Source organism: Bradyrhizobium sp. AUGA SZCCT0169, assembly GCF_018130085.1.
GTDB lineage: Bacteria > Pseudomonadota > Alphaproteobacteria > Rhizobiales > Xanthobacteraceae > Bradyrhizobium.
In genome coordinates, this window is record NZ_JAFCMC010000008.1 from 200,384 (window position 1) to 219,318 (window position 18,935).

Consider the following 18,935-nt stretch of genomic DNA (forward strand, 5'->3'; position numbering starts at 1 on the left):
TCTGCGGGCAGAGGGTGCATGGTTGATTTCAAGGCAATTGAGACCTTCATGTGGGTGGTAACGCTCGGGAGCTTCCGTGGTGCCGCGCAGAAGCTCAACACCACGCAACCCGCCATCTCGCAGCGGATCGCCCAGCTCGAACGGGAGGTGGGCGTCAGATTGTTACAGCGCGAGCGCCGCATGGTGATGCCGACACCGAACGGCCGGCAATTGATGGTCTATGCCGAGAAACTGATCGGACTACGCTCGGAAATGCTGGCGGTTGTCGGCGACCATTCGGCGATGCGCGGCGTGCTCCGGCTCGGCGTCGCCGAGACCATCGTGCACACGTTCCTCACGCAGCTGATCAAGCGCGTCAATCACACCTACCCCAACCTTTCGCTCGAGATCGAGGTCGACATCACCTCGAATTTGCGCAACCGGCTGCTGGCGCAGGAGATCGAACTCGCGTTCCTGCTCGGGCCGGTGACGGGGCCGACCATCAGCAACCGGGTGCTGTGCGACTATTCGGTCGGATTTCTTGCCAGTCCTTCGCTCGGGCTGGGCAAGGAGCGGCTGACGGTGCATGACCTCGCCAAATTTCCCATCATCACCTTTCCACGCAAGACGCCGCCTTACGAGATCGTCCGTTCGCTGTTCAACCGGCCCGACCTGCCGCCGATGCGCCTGCACGCCAGCGCCTCGCTGGGTACGGTCAAGCATATGGCGATCGAAGGCCTCGGCATTGCCGTCGTTCCGACGGCGATTGTCGAAAACGAAATCGCCGATGGAAGGCTGCACTTGCTGTCGACCAACCTGCAGATGCCGCTATTGACGTTTTCGGCGAGCTGGCTGACCTCCCCCGACACGGTCGCGGTCGAACGGGTGGCTGAATTGGCGGCCTCGCTCGCGCAGGGCGGCGTCGTTGTTGACGCGCCGCTGCAGGCGCGTCATTGAAGCGGATCGGGTGAGCATCAATCAAGACCGGAATGGCTCAATGACCAAGATCGCATCCAACCTGCAAATCGATTCCGCCCGGCTGTGGGACACCATTCATGAAACCGCCAAATTCGGTGCAACGCCGAAAGGCGGCGTGCGGCGACTGACGCTGGGACCTGAGGACAAGCTGGTCCGCGACTGGTTCCGGAAAGCCTGCGAATCCGCTGGCCTCGAGGTTCACGTCGACGCGCTCGGCTCGATGTTCGGCCTGCGCAAGGGGCGCGACATGTCGAAGGCGCCGATCGGGGTCGGTTCCCATCTCGATACCCAGCCCACCGGCGGAAAGTTCGACGGCATACTCGGCACGCTCGCTGCGCTGGAGATGGTTCGCACCCTCAACGATGCCGGGATCGAGACCGAGACGCCGATCTGCATCTGCAACTGGACCAATGAAGAAGGCTCGCGTTTTGCGCCGGCGATGATGGCGTCCGCCGCCTATGTCGGTGATTTCACCACCGACGACATTCTGTCGCGCAAGGATGCCGAGGGCGTGACGGTGGCGCAGGCGCTGGACAGCATCGGCTATCGCGGCGAGAGCCCGGTGGGCCGCCAGAAATTCTCCAGCTTCGTCGAACTGCATATCGAGCAAGGCCCGATCCTCGAAGCCGAGAACAAGACTATCGGCGTGGTCGATTCCGGCCAGGGCGTGCTCTGGTACGACGGCAAGATCACCGGGTTCGAAAGTCATGCCGGTTCGACGCCGATGCCGCTGCGACGCGACGCACTGGCGACGCTGTCGGAAATCGTGCTGGCGATGGAAGCGACCGCCAGGAAGCACGGCCCGAAGGCGGTCGGCACCATCGGCGAGGCCGTGATCGCCAATCCCTCGCGCAACGTCATTCCCGGCGAAATCGCCTTTACGATGGATTGCCGCAGCGCGGACGCCGCGATCATGGACGCGCTGGACAGGGATTTGCGCGCGGCGATTGCGGAGATCGCGGCCCGCCGCAAGGTCGACGTCAAGCTCGATCTGGTCTGGCGCAAGCCGCCGACCCATTTCGATCCGAAGCTGGTCGACGCGGTCGAAAACGCCGCCACCGCGCTCGGCTACTCGCATCGCCGCATCACCTCCGGCGCCGGCCACGACGCCTGCAACCTCAACACCGTGATGCCGGCGGCGATGGTGTTCGTGCCCTGCAAGGACGGTATCAGCCACAACGAACTGGAAGACGCCACGCAGGCCGATTGCACCGCCGGCGCCAACGTCCTGATGCATACCGTGCTGGCGCTTGCCGGCGTGGCGTCATAAAATAATCAAAACCGGAGGGACTGCCGTGCGCGGTGTTTTTGTCGATGCCAATGAATCCCTGGCCGTGATCTTCGAGCGGCTGCAAAAGCCCGGTGATCCCGAGGTGCTTATCCACCGGGATCCCGACATCACCTCGGAGCAATATCCAAAGATCCTCGATGGCGCCGAAATCGCTGTCGTGGACCACACCGCGCTGCCGACCGAGATTGCGAAGAAGTGTACCGGGTTGAAGCACGTGGTGTTCCTCGGCACCGGCGCGCGCAGCTACATGAACCCGGAAGAGCTTAGCCAGCTCGGCATCGAAGTGCACCTGATCAAGGGCTATGGCGATACCGCCGTTGCCGAATGCGCCATCGCGCTGATGTGGGAAGGCGCGCGCGGCCTCGCCAGCATGGATCGCGGGATCCGCGCCGGCAACTGGCTGCGCGATGACGCCATGCAACTGACCGGCAAGACGCTGGGGCTGATCGGCTTCGGCGGCATCGCCGCCGAAGTCGCGCGGATCGCGCTCGGCAGCGGCATGCGCGTGATCACCTGGAACCGGTCGCCCAAGAAGCATCCGAAGGTCGAGTTCGTCGAACTCGATGAGCTCTTGACCGAGAGCGACGTGATCTCGATTCACCTGTTGCTCAACGACGAGACCCGCGGGCTGGTCTCGGCCGCCTGCATCGAGGCGATGAAGCCCGGCGTCATCCTCGTCAACACTGCGCGCGGCGCCATCGTCGACGAGGAAGCGATGATCGAGGCCCTGAAATCAGGCCAGATCCGTCACGCCGGCCTCGACGTCTTCAACATCGAACCGCTGCCGGCGGATCATCCGCTAACCAAGCTGCCCAACGTCACGCTGTCGGCGCATTCCGCGTTCCGCACGCCGGAGGCCAGCGAGAACTTGATCGGGGCGGCGCTGGAGCACTGCCGGCGGATCGCGAAGGGGAAGTAGGAGCCTTCTTCGTCTCCCCTTGTGGGAATATGGACCCTGTGTAATCGATTGAGATAGCGGGCAAAACGGAAATCGGTGTCCGTATAGTGTCCCTTGTACGAGGTTCCTTGCCGCAGCGGTCCCGGTAGCCGATGGCACGTGGCCGCCTCGCTCGGCCCTGCCTGTGGTCCCCGGCGCACTGGCGGGCTTAGTGCGGCCTTTCCCTTGACGGCTGACGCCCCCTCTTGCCATGCGCAGGCGGTGCCTGATCGCCTGACGATGGCTTGCAATCGCAACGGTTTGGCACGCGCTGACAATCACGATGCGAGTGGGATATTCTAAGTTAGTAGCCAGCGCGCCTTGCGCGGCTCTCGCGAAGCAAAAGCCCGGTCATGAATGATCCTGATCAACTTGCGTTTTTCGAAGACGTAGCTTCACCGACTGCGATTGAGGTTCCTGTATTGAAAGTGTTTGATGGTGATGGGTTCCTCACCAAGATCGCCCTTTGTCAACTGACGGATAATCCAAAAGACCACACGGAATTCGAAGCCACAATTCGATTTGGCTTTGTCGATGCTCCAGAGCTTGAGCAAAGAGGTGGTCGTGAAGCGAGAGAGTTTCTCACTGCTTTGATCGGAGGGCGAAAAGTTTGGATTGATATCCTGACCAAGATGGATACAGGCAAATCGCTGGATCGGCATGGGCGGATTGTCGCTGTTCCATATTTGGGTGATCGATATCCGGCTTCTATGGTCAGCAATCATTCGTTATATCTGACAGGAAATATTGAGATTGAGATGCTGCTGAATGGTTGGGCTTGGGTTCTCGAACGATACGGGCCTGATGAGATATATTTTGAAGCTTTGGAAGTTGCTCAGAGGAACAAGCGGGGAATTTGGGCGTATGAGGATAATGTTCACCCTTGGACCTTTAAGCGTCAGAAATATATTGATCGCCGTCTATCCGCAAAAGAACCGAAAACTGTTGAAAAATGTCCAGCGGAAGGCTGTGTTGGAAGTTTGGTAAAGCGCAACGGGAAGTTCGGAGTGTTCTATGGATGCTCAAACTATCCGAATTGTACGTACTCACGTTCAATATAGAAATGTTTGGGCCGCGATGACGCTGGCGCGGTCTTGTTGATGACGCTGGTAAAGCCTTCAAACAGCAACCGCAGCCCGATGGTCGCAGCGAAGTGATCGCCCTCGCGGCTCTTGCGCGCGCGGCACATCAACGTGATCGCTTTGCCGATTGCCATTCTCGATTTTCCCATCTTCTCCGCGTCATACCACTTCATCGCCTGCGCGACGGCGGTGGCGACAAAAGGGTACGATGGCCGGGTCGCCCTGCGTGTCGATGTCTTCGTGTGAGATGATTTCAAGGCGCTTGCAGACCGTGCTGTGGAACGCCTTCGATGTGTGCATCAGCTCGATGGCGAACTCCATCGCTTCGAGCTCAAGTCCGTGGACCAATTCCACGCCGGATGAGAGGTTTGCATCCGCGGAGACAGACCTCTCACCCGTCGGCGATGCTGCGCATCGCGTCCACCCAAGAGCGAGCTTCGCTCGTCTCGGCTCCCCATAAAGGGAGAGGGAAACGTGATCAATCCACCATATCCGCGACCGCCTTGCCGCACGCGGTCGTGTCCGCGTTGCCGCCGAGATCCCTGGTGCGCAGCGTGCGTTCGCCGAGCGTGCGCTCGATGGCGCCGACGATCGAGGCCGCCGCTTCCTTCTCGCCGAGATGCTCCAGCATCATCGCGCCCGACCAGATCATGCCGATCGGGTTGGCGATGCCCTGCCCGGCGATATCGGGCGCCGAGCCGTGCACCGGCTCGAACACCGACGGGAAATTGCCTTCCGGATTGATGTTGCCTGACGGCGCGATGCCGATGGTGCCGGTGCAGGCCGGACCGAGATCGGAGAGAATATCGCCGAACAGATTGGAGCCGACCACGACGTCGAACCAGTCCGGATGCAGCACGAAATTCGCGGTGAGGATGTCGATGTGGTACTTGTCCCACTTCACCTTGGGATAGTTCTTCGCCATCGCCTCCACGCGCTCGTCCCAATAGGGCATCGTGATCGAGATGCCGTTGGATTTGGTCGCCGAGGTCAGATGCTGCTTCGGGCGTGACGCTGCAAGATCGAATGCGAAGTTGAGAATGCGATCGACGCCGACGCGCGTCATCACCGTCTGCTGGGTGACGAATTCACGGTCGGTATCCGGGAACATGCGTCCGCCGACGGAAGAATATTCGCCTTCGGTGTTTTCACGCACCACCCAGAAATCGATATCGCCGGGCTTGCGGTTCGCGAGCGGCGACGGCACGCCGGGCATCAGGCGCACCGGGCGCAGATTGACGTACTGGTCGAACTCCCTGCGGAACTTGATCAGCGAGCCCCACAAGGAAATGTGATCGGGGATTTTGGCCGGCCAGCCCACCGCGCCGAAGTAGATCGCGTCGTGCTTGCCGATCTTGGCCTTCCAGTCCTCCGGCATCATCTCGCCGTGCTTTTCGTAATAGTCCCAGGAGGCGAAGTCGAAATGGTCGAAATGCACGGCCACGCCGTGCTTCTTCGCGGCCGCCTCAAGAACGCGCAGGCCCTCCGGCACCACTTCCTTGCCGATGCCGTCGCCGGGAATGACCGCGATCCGATAGGTTTTTTTGCTCATCCTTGAAATCCTTGGGTGGCTTGCTCTTTGGGTCGTGTGCCATGCCCCAGACACGGCCGGTTGATGGCCTTGCAATGGACCAAACGGCGCGCGGGTGCAACGCTGCAGTGCAATGTTGACCGCCGACGTGCCGACCGCCTACCAATTTCGCTGGCCTTCCCGAGATACCATCCCAGCAAGCGAGTATTCCCATGGATCTGCATTTGCGCGGCAAGCGCGTCCTGATCACCGGCGCCTCCAAGGGCATTGGCGCCGCCGCGGCCGAGGCTTTCGCCGAGGAAGGCTGCGACATCAGGCTGGCCGCCCGCAACGGCGCGCAATTGAAGACGCTCGCCGACCGGCTGCGCTCGGCCCACCAGATCGACGCCTCGGTGCATGTCGTCGACCTGCGCAACCCGGCCGACATCGAGAAGCTGGTGAAGGATACGTCGGATATCGACATCCTCGTCAACAATGCCGGCGATATTCCGGGCGGCTCGATCGACAAGATCGACGAGGCGACCTGGCGTCACGCCTGGGAACTGAAAGTGTTCGGCTACATCAACCTGACCCGCGCGGTTTATGCGCAGATGAAGGCGCGCGGCCACGGCGTCATCGTCAACGACATCGGTGCGGCCGGCGAAAAATTCGATGCGAATTATATCTGCGGCAGCGCGGGCAATGCGGCCTTGATGGCGTTCACGCGTGCATTAGGCGGCAAGAGCCTCGCCGACAACATCCGCGTGGTCGGCATCAACCCCGGCCCCGTCGGCACCGACCGCCACGTCACGCTGCTGAAGACCCGCGCCAAAAACCAGTTCGACGACGAGAACCGCTACAAGGAATTCCAGAAAGGCCTGCCGCTCGGCCGCCCCGCCCATGCCCGCGAGATCGGCGACTTGATGGCGTTTCTGGCGTCGGATCGATCAGGGTATACATCGGGCGTGATCTATACGGTGGACGGCGGGATCAGTGCGGGGTGGGGGTAGAGGCGATCAACACGTCAACGCCACCCGATACTCCGCCGTCACCCGTAGGTGCGCGCTCTTGCGCGCCTCGAAGGATGGGCAGCGGGCACCTGTTCCTTTCATCCTTCGAGGCTCGCCGAAGAGGCTCGCACCTCACGATGACGTCAGCCCGCCGTCCTTTCAAACAACTGCCTTATCAGCGTCGTGATCCTCCCCGTCGGCGACAGCATCTCGTGCATGATCGTAAAATGGTCGGCGCCGGGAATCTCCTCATAGGTCACGGGCAATCCATGCCTGGCGCGGTGGCCGGCGAAGTCGGCGGTTTGCTTGCGCAGCAGCGGCAGCTCGGCGCTGCCGGCTACCAGCGACAGCGGCTTGAGCGGACCGCCTGCCATCACCATCGGCGAGTTGCGGCGCGACGTCGCCTCGTCGACCTTCAGTTTCTCGTTGAGATAGCTGTGCCTGATCGGCTCGAGGTCAAAGATGCCTGATATCGCCATCCCGCCCCTCACCCTCGGATGCGACAGCGCCATCGAGGTGAGATGGCCGCCGGCGGACCAGCCTGATACCACGATGTCGTCAGAGGCCGCACCGAGCTCGGGCAATTGCCCGGTGAGATAATCGATGCCGGAATGGATTTCGGCGACGATCTCGTCGAGCGTCGCATCGGGCGCCAGCGTGTAGCCGATCAGCGCCACATTGATGCCATGCGCCATCGGGCCTTCGGCGAACACCGTAAAGGCCTCCTTGGCGCGGGTCTGCCAATAGCCGCCGTGGATGAACAGCAGCGTCGGCGCCTTGTCGGCGGCTTTCAGGAAATCGATCCGGTTGCGCTCGCGCGGGCCATAGCGGAGGTCGAGTTGGTCGGGGAAGCGCTTGCGCATGTCGGCGGAGCGCTGCTCCCAGCCCGCGACCAGCTCGACGCTGCCGGGCACGGCGACGCCATTATTGAAGCCGAGATCGCGGTCTTGCTGGCTCATGGCGCGCCAGTCCAGCGCAGAAAACAATACCGGCATTCCAAATCTCCAGTGCAGCCACGACGTGGGCGGGTTTCCACTTTGCCAAAAAATGTTCTACAGCACCATTCACGACCAAGAAACCGCGGAGGGCAAAGTGGCTGATCAGGGGCTGGTGAGAGAGACGGCGTGTGCCATCGTTGGCAAGCTGAGAGCGGGTGAAGTCACGCCACTCGATCTGCTCGACGTGCTGGAAAAGCGGATCGCTGAAGTCGACGGGCCCGTCAACGCACTGCCGACGCTGTGCTTCGACCGCGCCCGCGACCGTGCCCGGGCGCTGATGAAAAAGCCGGTCGGCGAGCGCGGCCTGCTCGCAGGCCTGCCGATCCCGATCAAGGACCTCACAGCGGTCGAGGGTGTGCTGACCACGCAGGGCTCGCCGATCTACAAGGATAACATCCCGGCGAAATCGGACATTCTGGTCGAGCATCTCGAAAACAACGGCGGCGTGATCTACGCCAAGTCAAACACGCCGGAATTCGGCGCCGGCGCCAACACGTTCAACGAAGTGTTCGGCGCGACGCGCAATCCCTGGGATACTTCCCGCTCCGCCGCCGGCTCCTCGGGCGGTGCGGCGGTGGCGCTCGCCACCGGAACAGCCTGGCTCGCCCACGGCTCCGACATGGGCGGCAGCTTACGCAACCCCGCCAGCTTCTGCGGCATCGTCGGGCTGCGGCCGAGCATCGGCCGCGTCGCGCATACGCTTGCGGCCGCCGTCGATCGCAATCTCGGGGTCAACGGCCCGATGGCGCGCAATGTCGAGGACGTAGCCCTGCTGCTCGATGCGATGAGCGGCGAACATCCCGGCGATCCCTTGTCGCTGCCGGTGCTACCAAATTCGTTCCTGTCCGCGGTGCGCGCGGGCAGCAAGCCGAAGCGCATCGCCTATTCGCCTGATCTCGGCATCACGCCGGTCGATCCCGAAGTTGCCGCGGTCACCCGCAAGGCGGCGCAGCGTTTCGCGGAAGCCGGGGTCATCGTCGAGGAAGCGCATCCGGACCTCCGCGAGGCCCATGAATGTTTCCACGTGCTGCGCGCGTTCGACTTTGCGCTGAGCAAGGCGCAGCTGCTGCGCACCAAGCGCGACCAGCTCAAGCCCGAAGTGATCTGGAACATCGAGGAAGGCCTCAAGCTGACCGTCGAGCAGCTCGAGCGCGCCGAAGCGCAGCGCGTCGCGATGACCGCGCGCACGCTGGAGTTTTTTGACAAGTACGATCTGCTGCTGGCGCCTGCCACCATCGTGGCGCCGTTCCCGGTCGAGAACCGCTACGTCGCCGAATGCGCCGGCAAAAAGTTCGACAATTATGTCGAATGGCTCGGCATCGTCTACGCGATCACGCTGGTGTGTTGCCCCGCGCTGTCGCTGCCGTGCGGCTTTACGGCCTCGGGCCTGCCGGTCGGACTGCAGATGGTGGCCAAGCCACGGGCCGAAGCAAAACTTCTCGCCGGCGCGAAGGTGCTGGAAGACATTCTGGGCGTGCGCGGCACCACGCCGATCGAGCCGCGCGCGCCGAGGTAATGTATTTCTCCCTCAAATCGTCGATGCATCGTCACGAATGAGGTTCCGATATGACCGACGACCCCGAGCCGCCGCCGGAGAGCAAGCTGACACGCAGCAAGGAACGCTGGGCGCGCGAAGGAAAGTTCCTTACCGGAAAGATCACCCGTCCCGAGGACCAGCGCCTGCCGCCGGGCCAGCATCTGACGCGCGACTGGCCGGTGCTCGACCTCGGCCTGACGCCGAGCATTTCGCGCGAGCGCTGGCGGCTCGACGTTTACGGCGCGGTCGAAAACCCGATCTTCTGGAATTTTGCCGAGTTCAGCGCGCAACCGCAGACGCAATTCCTGTCCGACATTCATTGCGTCACCACCTGGTCGCGCTACGACAATCAATGGGAGGGGCTTTCGACCCGCGACCTGCTGATGGCGTGCCGGCCGCGCGACGAGGCGCGTTTCGTGGTGCTGCATTCGCATGACGGCTACACCACCAACCTTGCACTGGAAGATTTCGCCGCCGAGGATGCCCTGCTCGCCCACAGCTGGTCCGGCCAGCCGCTGGAGCAGGACCATGGCGGCCCGGTGCGGCTGGTGGTGCCGCATCTCTATTTCTGGAAGAGCGCCAAATGGCTGCAGAGCATCGAATTCCTCGATAAGGATGCGCCGGGCTATTGGGAAGTCCGCGGCTATCACAACCGCGGCGACCCGTGGGCGGAGCAGCGTTATTCCAGCGATTGACGCCTTAGAGCCAAGGGAGAATGCCCGTGCCGACCGAACGCTTTCAATTCACCGGTGAAGGCGGCCATCAGCTTGCCGCGGCGCTGGACAAACCCGACGGCGCCATCCAGGCCTATGCGTTGTTCGCCCATTGTTTCACCTGCGGCAAGGATGTGCTGGCGGCCAAACGCATCGCGACTGCGCTCACCGCTCGCGGCATCGCCGTGCTGCGGTTCGACTTCACAGGCTTGGGCTCCAGCGAAGGCGATTTCGCCAACTCGACCTTTACCTCGAACGTCGCCGATCTCGTCCACGCCGCCGATCATCTGCGCGACACCCGGCAGGCTCCGGCGATCCTGATCGGCCACAGCCTCGGCGGTGCCGCAATCCTCGCCGCCGCCGGACAAATCCCCGATGCCAGGGCGGTCGTCACCATTGCCGCGCCCTCCGATCCCGCACACGTCACCCATTTCTTCAAGGATCGCGTCGAGGACATTCGCACCCAGGGCAAGATCGAGGTTCAGCTCGCCGGACGCCCCTTTCACATCAAACGTGAATTCCTCGACGATATCGCCGAACATGGCCTGATGGCGCATGTCGCCAAATTGCACAAGGCGCTGTTGATCATGCATTCGCCGACCGATGACACGGTCGGGATCGATAACGCGACCAATATTTTTGTCGCTGCAAAACATCCGAAAAGTTTCGTGTCGCTGTTCGGCGCCGATCATCTGCTCAGCAACAAGCGCGATTCCGCGTATGTCGCCGACGTCATTGCCGCCTGGGCCGAACGCTATGTCGAACCGCTTCCAGCTCAACCGGCCGCCGAACGCGGCGAGGTACCGCGCAATGTCGTGGTGCGCGAGACCCGCGCCGGCAAATTCCAGCAGACCGTCACGTCGGGGTCGCACCAGATGCTGGCCGACGAACCCGTCGCCGCCGGCGGCGAGGACTCCGGGCCCGGGCCGTATGATTTCGTGCTCGCGGGCCTTGGCGCCTGCACCTCAATGACGATGCGGATGTATGCCGACCGCAAATCGCTGCCGCTCGATCGCGTCACGGTGACGCTGCAGCACAAGAAGATCCATGCGGAAGACTGCGCCGAATGCGAAACCCGCGTCGGCATGCTCGACCAGATCGACCGGGTGATCTCGATCGAGGGCGCGCTCGACGCCGATCAGCGCAAGCGATTGATGGAAATTGCCGACAAGTGCCCGGTGCACCGGACGCTGACATCGGAAATCCGGATCGTGACCAAGGCTGCGGAGTAAAAAGCGAAGTCGTCGTCCCGGCCTTGAGCTCAGATGCGCAATTGCGCATCGGGGGACCCATACGCCGTGGCTTTAGTTGATTAAGAAGGTATTTAACGCCGGTGCTCTCACCGAAAGGACACGGCGTATGGGCCCCGGGTCAATCCCGGGACGACATCGATTTTCAAGCCGTTGCCAGCGGACGTACACGGAGCGCGCCGCGCAAGCCTAGCGCGGTGCCGACCAGGATGCCGGCGACCGCGATGAACGAGGCCAGCGCCAGCGTCGAAAACCCTGTCAGTCCCTGCCCGATCGAGCAGCCGAACGCCATCACGCCGCCGGCGCCCATCAGCGCGGCGCCGCCGCCCGAGCGCAGCATGTGGCGCGGCGATTGATAACCTTCCAGGTGGAAACGTCCGGTCGCCAGTGCCGTGATCAGGCTGCCGGCGAGCACGCCGCCGACCGTGGCAATGCCGAAGTTCAGCGTCGATCCCGTCGACAGCATGACATATTGCAAGGCATCCGCGATCGGCGCGATGAAGGTCAGCGACACCACCGGCGTCGGATTGAAATCATCGGCGCCGAGATAGCCGCTCGCGAACCAGCCGCTCGCCACCAGAATGCCGATCACAAAACCGGCAGCCACCTGGCCCGGCGATTTCCGGAATGGCGCGTGCCCGAACGCGAAGATGATCAGCGCCGCGCTGACGGCGGACGCCGCCAGCATGCGCGCCGTGATTTCGCTGAGGCCGAGCGCCGACAACAGCGCCGGCACCGAATTCACTGTCGTCGTGGTCTGCGAAGCCTGCACCATCGCGATACGCGCCGGCGCGATCAGGCCCTTCAGCGTCATCATTGCAAAAATGCCGAGCACCATCACCACCACGAAGGAGCGGAGGTTGCCGCGCCCGAGCAGCACCAGCGCGCGCGAACCACAACCGTTCGACATCACCATGCCGTAGCCGAACAACAGCCCGCCGACAAACATCAGCGGCGCCGAGAATGACGGTTGCAGATAGATCGACTTGCCGAGATCGACGAGGCCCGCGGCCGCCAGCAACTGCGTTGCTGCAACACTCACGCCGATGGCGAGCGCATAGGTACGGACCAGGCGGCCATCGCCTTCCGCCCACCAGCCGCGCAGGCTGGAGAGCATGCAAAAGCCGCTCAACAGAGCGACCGCGCCATAGACGAGGCCGATCAGCAATCCGCTCAGCACGACAATATTGGCAGGGCCTTCCACGGCATTTTCCCTTGGAGCGTTCGGCGTTATCAGCCGCAACAGCATAAATATGCTACAGATTTCACCCTGCTATAGCGGCGCATGCATGGGCGCGTCCACGGCGGGGGACAACAAAGAATGAAGCTTCCGCGCGGTGCGACAATGAGAGAATAAAACAATCGATTCCAACTGGAATGCGATTGGTTTCGTTCCCGCGATAAAGAGGAAAAATATCTGGCCGAAAGGATTTACACCGGCCGCAGGATCACGCGGTCGCGCGACGAACCCGCCACCGCGATGAAGGCGGCCCTGGCCTGTTCCAGGGAAAAGATCGCCGCCGGCTTGATCGGGAACGGTTTTAAATGCCCGCTGGCGAAGCCGGGTCCGATTTCCCTGAGCACCGCGCCGGTTGCGACCGACGACAGGCCGAGCGTATCGATGCCGACATAGGTGTGCTGGCCGCGATAGAACTCCAGAATGTTGAACTGCACGATGCGGTCGACGGCTGCGATCAGGATCTGCCGCCCGCGCAGCGCCAGCGATTGATGCGCCGCCTGAAAATAGGGATCGCCGACGGTGTTGAACACGATGTCGGCGCCCTTGCCGTCGGTGAGTTCGCGCACACGCGCCGCGACGTCAGTCACGGAAGCGTTGATGATTTCGACCTTCGAATTGGCGTGGCCTTCATAAAGTTCGTCCTTGCGCACCACGCCGATCACGCGCGCGCCGTGCCAGCTTGCGATCTGCACCGCGGCCTGCCCGACCTTGCCGTTGACGCCCATGACCAGCACGGTCTCGCCGGCTTTGGGAATGCCGGCGCGACGCAGCCCTTCCATCGCGGTCACAAAGGGAACGCCGATACCGGCGGCCTCCTCCCACGAAATGCTTTTGGGCTTCTCCACCACGGCATCGGCTTCGACCACGAGATGCGTGGCATGGGTGCCGTCACGGCGAATGCCGAGATCGCCGGACGAGCCGAACACGTCCCGCCCGATCGATCCCGCGGGTCCGTCGATCACGACGCCGGCATAGTCGCGGCCCGGCGTCCGCGGAAACACCGCATAGGGCATCAGGCCAGTGGCGGCCTTCACGTCGGACGGATTGACGGCGGCAGCCTTGACTTCGATCAGCAGATCATTGGCGCCGCGCGACAGCGTGTGGGTCTCGACGACGGGCGCGAGCGAGGCAGCGTCGGCGACTTTCGCCGGCAGACGGACGCAGCGGGCGTTGATCGATTGACCTTCAGATTTCAACAGGAACTCCAGCGTCTTTTCATTTGAGCGCGTTCTTTGGCGCCGAACAGGCACCATGACTACCGGACTGAATGCTGAGTTCAAGAGAATTGTCAGCACGTTGTCGGCTGTCGCTTCGAAGGATGCGGCGTTCTGCGCGCTGAAAGTTGCCGTAAAGATGCGAAATCACCTCTTGCAAGGGCTTCCTTCTTCGCCCGACTCCATTTCTTGAGCTTGCGCTCGTTCTCGATGGCGTCGGTGATCCGGTCGAACCACTGCGAGAATACCAACGACACCGGCCGGCGAGTAGCGGTGTAGCCGCCCAATGCTCCGGCGTTATGCTGAGCCAAACGTATATCCAGCGTCGTGCGCGTTACACCGATATAGAAGCTCCCGTCAGAGCAACGCAGGATATAAAGAAAGGCGCCCTCTTCCATGCCGATCCCCATTCACCGCTTTCACCCCTCACCCTGAGGAGCGGCGTCTTCGCCGCGTCTCGAAGGGCGAGGCCACCATCCGGGCCTCATGGTTCGAGACGGCGCCAGGGCGCCTCCTCACCATGAGGAGAAAGAGCTACCCCTTCGGGCGCTTGTCGTAAACACGTTTCGCCTTTCCCAGCGATCGCTCCAGGGTCTCGGGGGCGACGGCTTTGATGCGGGCGGTGATGCCGATGGTGTTCTTGATGAAGGTTGCGACTTTCTCCGTATGCGTGGGCAGACCGCTGCCGTCCCAATGTTCGGGACGGGCTTCCGCCAGCACAGTCATTTCGTCCATGCGGCCCTCGCGCGTCAGTTCGATGATGAAATGTCCGCCGCACCAGTCGGTCGCGAGCAGAGCCTCTTCGATCTGGGTCGGAAACACGTTGACCCCGCGCAGGATGATCATGTCGTCGGAGCGACCCGTGACCTTTTCCATCCGCCGCATGCTAGGGCGCGCCGTGCCCGACAGCAGCCGCGTCAGGTCGCGGGTGCGGTAGCGGATGATCGGAAAGGCTTCCTTGGTCAGCGAGGTGAACACCAGCTCGCCCTTTTCGCCATCCGGCAGCACCGCACCGGTCTCGGGGTCGATCACTTCGGGGTAGAAATGGTCTTCCCAGATATGCAGGCCGTCCTTGGTCTCCACACATTCCTGCGCGACGCCGGGGCCGATCACTTCCGACAGGCCGTAAATGTCGGTCGCGTCCATGTCGAAGGCCTGCTCTATCTCCACGCGCATCGCGTTGGTCCAGGGCTCGGCGCCGAAGATGCCGAACTTGAGCGAGGATGCGCGAGGGTCGAGCTTCTGCTTCTTGAACTCGTCCAGGATCGCCAGCATGTAGCTCGGCGTCACCGTGATGATGTCGGGTTTGAAATCGTTGATCAGTTGCACCTGCCGTTCGGTCATGCCGCCGGACACCGGCACCACGGTGCAGCCGAGTTTCTCGGCGCCGTAATGCGCGCCAAGGCCGCCGGTGAACAGGCCGTAGCCATAGGCGTTGTGCATGATCATGCCGGTGCGGCCGCCGGCGGCGCGGATCGAACGCGCCATCACGTCCGACCACACGTCGATATCGGCCTGCGTGTAGCCGACCACGATCGGCTTGCCGGTCGTGCCCGATGAGGCATGGACGCGGACCATTTTCTCGCGCGGCACCGCGAACATGTTGAACGGGTAATTGTCGCGCAAGTCGGTCTTGACCGTGAACGGAAATTTGGCGAGATCGGAAAGTTGCCTGAAATCGCCGGGGTGCACGCCGGCCTTGTCGAACGCCTTCTTGTAGTGCGCGACGTTGTCGTAGGCATGCGCCAGCGACCAGGCGAGACGTTTTGTTTGCAGCGCCATGATCTCATCGCGGGAAGCGCGCTCCGCGGCGTCCAACTCGGCGCGGTAGCCGCCTGCACTGGAATGAAGCTTGCTCGAAGCCATCGCGTGTTTCCTCAAAGATCGTTTTGTTATTTTATCGTGGTACCGGGCAACCACGCACCACCGATGGTGCGGGAATGGCCGCGGAATTCCGCGATCACAACGCCACCGGCGGTGACCTGCACATCGTAGATGCCCGATCTGCCGCTGCGCGAGATCTCGCGCGCGCTCGCCACCAGCACATCGCCGAGCTTGCCGGGCCGGATGAAGGTGACATGGCACTGCGCCGCGACCGCGCGCTCGTTATGGGTGTTGCAGGCAAAGGCAAAACTGGAATCCGCCAGCGTAAAGATGAAACCGCCATGGGCGATGCGCTGGCCGTTGACCATGTCAGGCCTGACCGTCATCGACAGCGTCGCCCGGCCGGGCCCGATCTCGACGATCTGCATGCCGAGGCCCTTGCTGGCGTCGTCCTCCTTCCACATCGCGTCCGCACAGGCGCGCGCGAGGTCGTCGGGCGAAAGCGTGGCATTGACGTTCACTGCGGTCTCCCTGTCGTCGGCCTGTTGCAACCGGCCTCTTTCATTCGGGTAGTCTAGCCGTCGCACCGTCAAACGCGACGGCGTTGTTCACACATGGTCGTAATCCACCACGACCCTATCCGACACCGGCCGCGCCTGGCAGGTGAGGATGAACCCCGCCTTCAGCTCCCACGGCTCCAGCGAATAGTTCACTTCCATCTGGGCATCGCCCTCGACCAGCTTGGCGCGGCAAGTCGAGCACATGCCGCCCTTGCATGCGAACGGCAGGTCCATACCGGCGCGGAGCGCGGCGTCCAGAATGGATTCGTCCTCGGCGACCGGCACCTCGCGGCGCTTCCCGTCGATCACGAGCGAGGCCAGCGCCTTCGGCGGCGCTGTTGTTTCGACGATCTTTTTGGCGCGTGGCTTGCCGCCAAACTCGGAGACGAAGCGCTCGACGTGAATGCGATCCTCGGCAATGCCTATCTCGCGGCAGGTGTTTTCGATGTCCTCGCTCATGCCCAGCGGGCCGCAAACGAAGACGTGATCGACACTCGACGCCGGCACCAGCGAGCGCAGCAGCACGCGAACCTTTTCGCCGTCGAGCCGGCCGTGCAGGATCGGGATGTCCTGCTCCTCGCCGGAGATCACGTGAAAGACGGAGAACCGCTGCATGAAGCGGTCCTTCAGTTCTTCCAGCGCCTCGCGGAACAGCATGCTCGATGTCGAGCGGTTGCCGTAGAACAGGAAGAAGCGGCTGTTCGGCTCGCGCGCCAGCACGCCCTTGACGATCGACAGGATCGGCGTGATGCCCGATCCCGCGGCAAAGCCGACATAGATCCGCGCCTGATCGGGCGCATGCGCGACGCCGAAGCGGCCGGTCGGCGTCATCACGTCGAGCTCGTCGCCGGCTTTCAATTCATCCGCAGCCCAATTCGAAAACGCACCGCCATCGACCTTCTTCACCGCGATGCGCAATTCACCGTCGTCGGGGCCGGAACAGATCGAATAGGAACGGCGGACTTCCTCGCCGTCCATGGTTGTGCGCAGGGTCAGATATTGACCGGGCGAGAAGCTGTAATCTTTGGTCAGCTCCGCAGGTATCGCAAAAGTCAGCGACACCGCATCCGACGCTTCGCGGCGCAAGTCGTTGACGGCAAGACGATGGAAACGGGGTGTGAGGGACATGATCAATGACACTTGAAATAGTCGAACGGCTCGCGGCAGCTCTTGCAGCGCCACAGCGCTTTGCAGGAGGTCGAACCGAACTCGGACAACAACTCCGTATTTCCCGAGCCGCATTGCGGGCACGACACCTGTTGCTCACCGAACAGCGCGCGGCGCGAACTTGACGCCTGCGGCGGTGCGATGCCGTATTCCCGGAGCTTGCGCCGGCCCTCCTCGCTCATCCAGTCGGTGGTCCAGGCCGGTGACAGCACGGTGCGGATTTTGGGCCGCGCGATGCCGGCGCGCTCCAGCGCCAGTTCGATTTCGAGCGCGATCATGTTCATGGCGGGGCAGCCGGAATAGGTCGGCGTGATCGCGATCTCGACATGGCCGTCGCTGACCGCAACCTCTCGCAGCACGCCGAGATCGGCGATGGTCAGCACCGGAATCTCGGGATCGACCACTTGCGCGGCGGCATCCCAGGCGCGCCGGCGCAAATCGGCATCGCGGAGCATGACGGTCACCATCTCGCCCCCGGGAAGGTTCGCGGCAGCGACTGCAATTCGCTGAGCAGATGGCCGAGATGTTCGCTGTGCCGGCCGTCGCGGCCGCCACGCTGCATCCAATTGTTCTGCGGCAACGCCAATGTCGCCTCATTGACGACGCCGGACACGGTCTTGAGCCATGGCGCGTGCAATTTGGCGGGCTCAATCGCGATGCCGGCGTCGATCAGACCGCGCTCGCTGTCGTCGAAATGGAACATCTCGCCGGTATAGGCCCAGAGATCGTCGATCGCGCTCTGCGCGCGGCGGTGGCTTTCCTCGGTGCCGTCACCGAGCCGCACCATCCATTCGGACGAATGCCTGACGTGATAGGCGCTTTCCTTTTCGGACTTCGCCGCGATCGCCGCCAGCGTCGGATCGCTGGATTGCATCATCGCGCGCCAATAGAGATCGGCGAAGGCCGCATAGAAGAACTGCCGCGCCATGGTCCGCGCGAAATCGCCGTTCGGCTGTTCCAGCAGCAGCAGATTGCGGTACTGCCTGACATCGCGCAGATAGGCGAATTTGTCCTCGTCGTTATCCCGGCCCTCGACCTTGGCGGCGTAAGCATAAAGCTCGCGGGCCTGGCCGAGCAGGTCGAGACCCATATTGGCGAGCGCCATGTCCTCTTCCATGGCAGGGGCGTGGCCGCACCATTCCGACAGCCGATGGCCCAAAATCAGCGCATCGTCGGCGCGGCGCAGGGTGTAGAGCACCAGCGGGGTTTCGGAGACTGAGATGGATGCGACTGCCATTTTGCCTATCCTGCTTGCGCGATACTCTCGTCGTCATTGCGAGCGCAGCGAAGCAATCCATTCTATCCCTTTGCGGCGCGGTGGATTGCTTCGCTGCGCTCGCAATGACGGATGACAATCACATATGCCCGACTTCGTCAGGCACGTCGTAAAACGTCGGGTGCCGATAGATCTTGGATTCCGCGGGCTCGAACATCATGCCCTTCTCGGAGGGATCGGATGCCGTGATCGCGTTCGACGGCACCACCCAGATCGAGAGTCCCTCGCCGCGGCGGGTGTAGATGTCGCGCGCGGCCTGCAACGCCAGCGTGGTGTCGGCGGCATGCAGCGAGCCGACATGCTTGTGCGCGAGCCCGTTGCGGCTGCGGATGAAGACTTCCCAGAGCGGCGTATTCGGCGTGGCCATGG

General features: G+C 62.6%; 21 protein-coding genes. 8 read left to right on the forward strand and 13 right to left on the reverse strand.

Translation table 11 applies throughout. The annotated features are described in order from the left end of the window. Positions 1 to 18 precede the first annotated feature (18 nt). The 4 genes from JQ609_RS12715 (at position 19) to JQ609_RS12730 (ending at position 4,246) form a co-directional block, all read left to right on the forward strand. Entirely contained in the window at positions 19 to 936 is a 918-nt protein-coding gene (locus JQ609_RS12715; protein WP_212210656.1) for a LysR family transcriptional regulator, read from the forward strand. 40 nt (positions 937 to 976) lie between these two features. Beyond that, positions 977 to 2,227 carry a Zn-dependent hydrolase gene (locus JQ609_RS12720; protein WP_212273663.1) on the forward strand — a complete coding sequence of 417 codons (1,251 nt, stop codon included), beginning with the start codon at positions 977 to 979 and terminating at the stop codon, positions 2,225 to 2,227. Positions 2,228 to 2,252: 25 nt separating this feature from the next. After that, positions 2,253 to 3,167 carry an NAD(P)-dependent oxidoreductase gene (locus tag JQ609_RS12725; RefSeq protein ID WP_212273664.1) on the forward strand — a complete coding sequence of 305 codons (915 nt, stop codon included), beginning with the start codon at positions 2,253 to 2,255 and terminating at the stop codon, positions 3,165 to 3,167. Between the two features lie 371 nt (positions 3,168 to 3,538). Then, entirely contained in the window at positions 3,539 to 4,246 is a 708-nt protein-coding gene (locus JQ609_RS12730) for a topoisomerase DNA-binding C4 zinc finger domain-containing protein (protein WP_212273694.1), read from the forward strand. Here the strand turns inward: JQ609_RS12730 and JQ609_RS12735 are convergent. From JQ609_RS12735 to JQ609_RS12745, 3 genes are all read right to left on the reverse strand, one after another. Next, positions 4,213 to 4,401 (reverse strand): hypothetical protein, encoded by a 189-nt coding sequence (locus JQ609_RS12735; protein ID WP_212273665.1) that lies wholly within the window; start codon positions 4,399 to 4,401, stop codon positions 4,213 to 4,215. The two genes, JQ609_RS12730 and JQ609_RS12735, sit on opposite strands and share 34 nt — an antisense overlap. A 25-nt stretch (positions 4,402 to 4,426) precedes the next feature. Beyond that, a complete protein-coding gene (locus JQ609_RS12740; RefSeq protein ID WP_212273666.1) occupies positions 4,427 to 4,588 on the reverse strand; it encodes a hypothetical protein in 162 nt (53 codons plus the stop codon). A 157-nt stretch (positions 4,589 to 4,745) separates the two neighbouring features. Next, a complete protein-coding gene (locus JQ609_RS12745; protein WP_212273667.1) occupies positions 4,746 to 5,819 on the reverse strand; it encodes a tartrate dehydrogenase in 1,074 nt (357 codons plus the stop codon). Positions 5,820 to 6,010: 191 nt separating this feature from the next. Between JQ609_RS12745 and JQ609_RS12750 the strand changes: the two genes are divergently transcribed. Continuing rightward, positions 6,011 to 6,787: an SDR family oxidoreductase gene (locus JQ609_RS12750; RefSeq protein WP_212273668.1), complete on the forward strand. Its 777-nt coding sequence runs from the start codon at positions 6,011 to 6,013 to the stop codon at positions 6,785 to 6,787. Between the two features lie 143 nt (positions 6,788 to 6,930). Here the strand turns inward: JQ609_RS12750 and JQ609_RS12755 are convergent, their stop codons facing one another. Next, positions 6,931 to 7,782, reverse strand: a complete 852-nt coding sequence (locus tag JQ609_RS12755; protein ID WP_212273669.1) for an alpha/beta hydrolase — start codon at positions 7,780 to 7,782, stop codon at positions 6,931 to 6,933. Between the two features lie 52 nt (positions 7,783 to 7,834). Between JQ609_RS12755 and JQ609_RS12760 the strand changes: the two genes are divergently transcribed. The 3 genes from JQ609_RS12760 to JQ609_RS12770 are packed head-to-tail and all read left to right on the forward strand — an operon-like array spanning position 7,835 to position 11,267. After that, positions 7,835 to 9,301, forward strand: a complete 1,467-nt coding sequence (locus JQ609_RS12760; protein ID WP_212210644.1) for an amidase — start codon at positions 7,835 to 7,837, stop codon at positions 9,299 to 9,301. Positions 9,302 to 9,351: 50 nt separating this feature from the next. Next, positions 9,352 to 10,017 (forward strand): sulfite oxidase-like oxidoreductase, encoded by a 666-nt coding sequence (locus JQ609_RS12765; RefSeq protein WP_212273670.1) that lies wholly within the window; start codon positions 9,352 to 9,354, stop codon positions 10,015 to 10,017. A 26-nt stretch (positions 10,018 to 10,043) separates the two neighbouring features. Beyond that, positions 10,044 to 11,267 carry a bifunctional alpha/beta hydrolase/OsmC family protein gene (locus JQ609_RS12770; RefSeq protein ID WP_212273671.1) on the forward strand — a complete coding sequence of 408 codons (1,224 nt, stop codon included), beginning with the start codon at positions 10,044 to 10,046 and terminating at the stop codon, positions 11,265 to 11,267. A gap of 163 nt (positions 11,268 to 11,430) precedes the next feature. Here the strand turns inward: JQ609_RS12770 and JQ609_RS12775 are convergent, their stop codons facing one another. From JQ609_RS12775 to paaB, 9 genes are all read right to left on the reverse strand, one after another. Further along, positions 11,431 to 12,489 (reverse strand): YeeE/YedE family protein, encoded by a 1,059-nt coding sequence (locus JQ609_RS12775; RefSeq protein ID WP_312014612.1) that lies wholly within the window; start codon positions 12,487 to 12,489, stop codon positions 11,431 to 11,433. Positions 12,490 to 12,716: 227 nt separating this feature from the next. Beyond that, positions 12,717 to 13,721 (reverse strand): zinc-binding alcohol dehydrogenase family protein, encoded by a 1,005-nt coding sequence (locus tag JQ609_RS12780; RefSeq protein WP_409411175.1) that lies wholly within the window; start codon positions 13,719 to 13,721, stop codon positions 12,717 to 12,719. A gap of 92 nt (positions 13,722 to 13,813) precedes the next feature. Next, positions 13,814 to 14,137 (reverse strand): GIY-YIG nuclease family protein, encoded by a 324-nt coding sequence (locus tag JQ609_RS12785; RefSeq protein WP_212273696.1) that lies wholly within the window; start codon positions 14,135 to 14,137, stop codon positions 13,814 to 13,816. 136 nt (positions 14,138 to 14,273) lie between these two features. After that, positions 14,274 to 15,605, reverse strand: a complete 1,332-nt coding sequence (paaK, locus tag JQ609_RS12790) for a phenylacetate--CoA ligase PaaK (protein WP_212273673.1) — start codon at positions 15,603 to 15,605, stop codon at positions 14,274 to 14,276. A 26-nt stretch (positions 15,606 to 15,631) separates the two neighbouring features. Beyond that, positions 15,632 to 16,084, reverse strand: a complete 453-nt coding sequence (gene paaI / locus JQ609_RS12795; RefSeq protein ID WP_212273674.1) for a hydroxyphenylacetyl-CoA thioesterase PaaI — start codon at positions 16,082 to 16,084, stop codon at positions 15,632 to 15,634. A gap of 87 nt (positions 16,085 to 16,171) precedes the next feature. Next, positions 16,172 to 17,251 (reverse strand): 1,2-phenylacetyl-CoA epoxidase subunit PaaE, encoded by a 1,080-nt coding sequence (paaE, locus tag JQ609_RS12800; RefSeq protein ID WP_212273675.1) that lies wholly within the window; start codon positions 17,249 to 17,251, stop codon positions 16,172 to 16,174. Positions 17,252 to 17,253: 2 nt separating this feature from the next. After that, entirely contained in the window at positions 17,254 to 17,757 is a 504-nt protein-coding gene (gene paaD / locus JQ609_RS12805; RefSeq protein WP_212273676.1) for a 1,2-phenylacetyl-CoA epoxidase subunit PaaD, read from the reverse strand. Further along, positions 17,751 to 18,527, reverse strand: coding sequence for a 1,2-phenylacetyl-CoA epoxidase subunit PaaC (gene paaC / locus JQ609_RS12810; protein WP_212273677.1), 777 nt, complete (start codon positions 18,525 to 18,527; stop codon positions 17,751 to 17,753). Before paaC ends, paaD begins: the two co-directional genes overlap by 7 nt. Positions 18,528 to 18,645: 118 nt before the next feature. Then, complete coding sequence (gene paaB / locus JQ609_RS12815) at positions 18,646 to 18,933, reverse strand: 1,2-phenylacetyl-CoA epoxidase subunit PaaB (protein ID WP_212210623.1); 288 nt, start codon at positions 18,931 to 18,933, stop codon at positions 18,646 to 18,648. Positions 18,934 to 18,935: the final 2 nt, after the last annotated feature.

Coding starts and splice junctions, on each gene's coding strand:
- paaB (WP_212210623.1), bottom strand. CDS start 18,933: ATGGCCACGCCGAATACGCCGCTCTGGGAAGTCTTCATCCGCAGCCGC.
- JQ609_RS12760 (WP_212210644.1), top strand. CDS start 7,835: ATGTTCTACAGCACCATTCACGACCAAGAAACCGCGGAGGGCAAAGTG.
- paaK (WP_212273673.1), bottom strand. CDS start 15,605: ATGGCTTCGAGCAAGCTTCATTCCAGTGCAGGCGGCTACCGCGCCGAG.
- JQ609_RS12765 (WP_212273670.1), top strand. CDS start 9,352: ATGACCGACGACCCCGAGCCGCCGCCGGAGAGCAAGCTGACACGCAGC.
- paaC (WP_212273677.1), bottom strand. CDS start 18,527: ATGGCAGTCGCATCCATCTCAGTCTCCGAAACCCCGCTGGTGCTCTAC.
- JQ609_RS12745 (WP_212273667.1), bottom strand. CDS start 5,819: ATGAGCAAAAAAACCTATCGGATCGCGGTCATTCCCGGCGACGGCATC.
- JQ609_RS12740 (WP_212273666.1), bottom strand. CDS start 4,588: ATGGAGTTCGCCATCGAGCTGATGCACACATCGAAGGCGTTCCACAGC.
- paaD (WP_212273676.1), bottom strand. CDS start 17,757: ATGGTGACCGTCATGCTCCGCGATGCCGATTTGCGCCGGCGCGCCTGG.
- JQ609_RS12755 (WP_212273669.1), bottom strand. CDS start 7,782: ATGCCGGTATTGTTTTCTGCGCTGGACTGGCGCGCCATGAGCCAGCAA.
- JQ609_RS12735 (WP_212273665.1), bottom strand. CDS start 4,401: ATGGCAATCGGCAAAGCGATCACGTTGATGTGCCGCGCGCGCAAGAGC.
- JQ609_RS12785 (WP_212273696.1), bottom strand. CDS start 14,137: ATGGAAGAGGGCGCCTTTCTTTATATCCTGCGTTGCTCTGACGGGAGC.
- JQ609_RS12750 (WP_212273668.1), top strand. CDS start 6,011: ATGGATCTGCATTTGCGCGGCAAGCGCGTCCTGATCACCGGCGCCTCC.
- JQ609_RS12730 (WP_212273694.1), top strand. CDS start 3,539: ATGAATGATCCTGATCAACTTGCGTTTTTCGAAGACGTAGCTTCACCG.
- paaE (WP_212273675.1), bottom strand. CDS start 17,251: ATGTCCCTCACACCCCGTTTCCATCGTCTTGCCGTCAACGACTTGCGC.
- JQ609_RS12720 (WP_212273663.1), top strand. CDS start 977: ATGACCAAGATCGCATCCAACCTGCAAATCGATTCCGCCCGGCTGTGG.
- JQ609_RS12715 (WP_212210656.1), top strand. CDS start 19: ATGGTTGATTTCAAGGCAATTGAGACCTTCATGTGGGTGGTAACGCTC.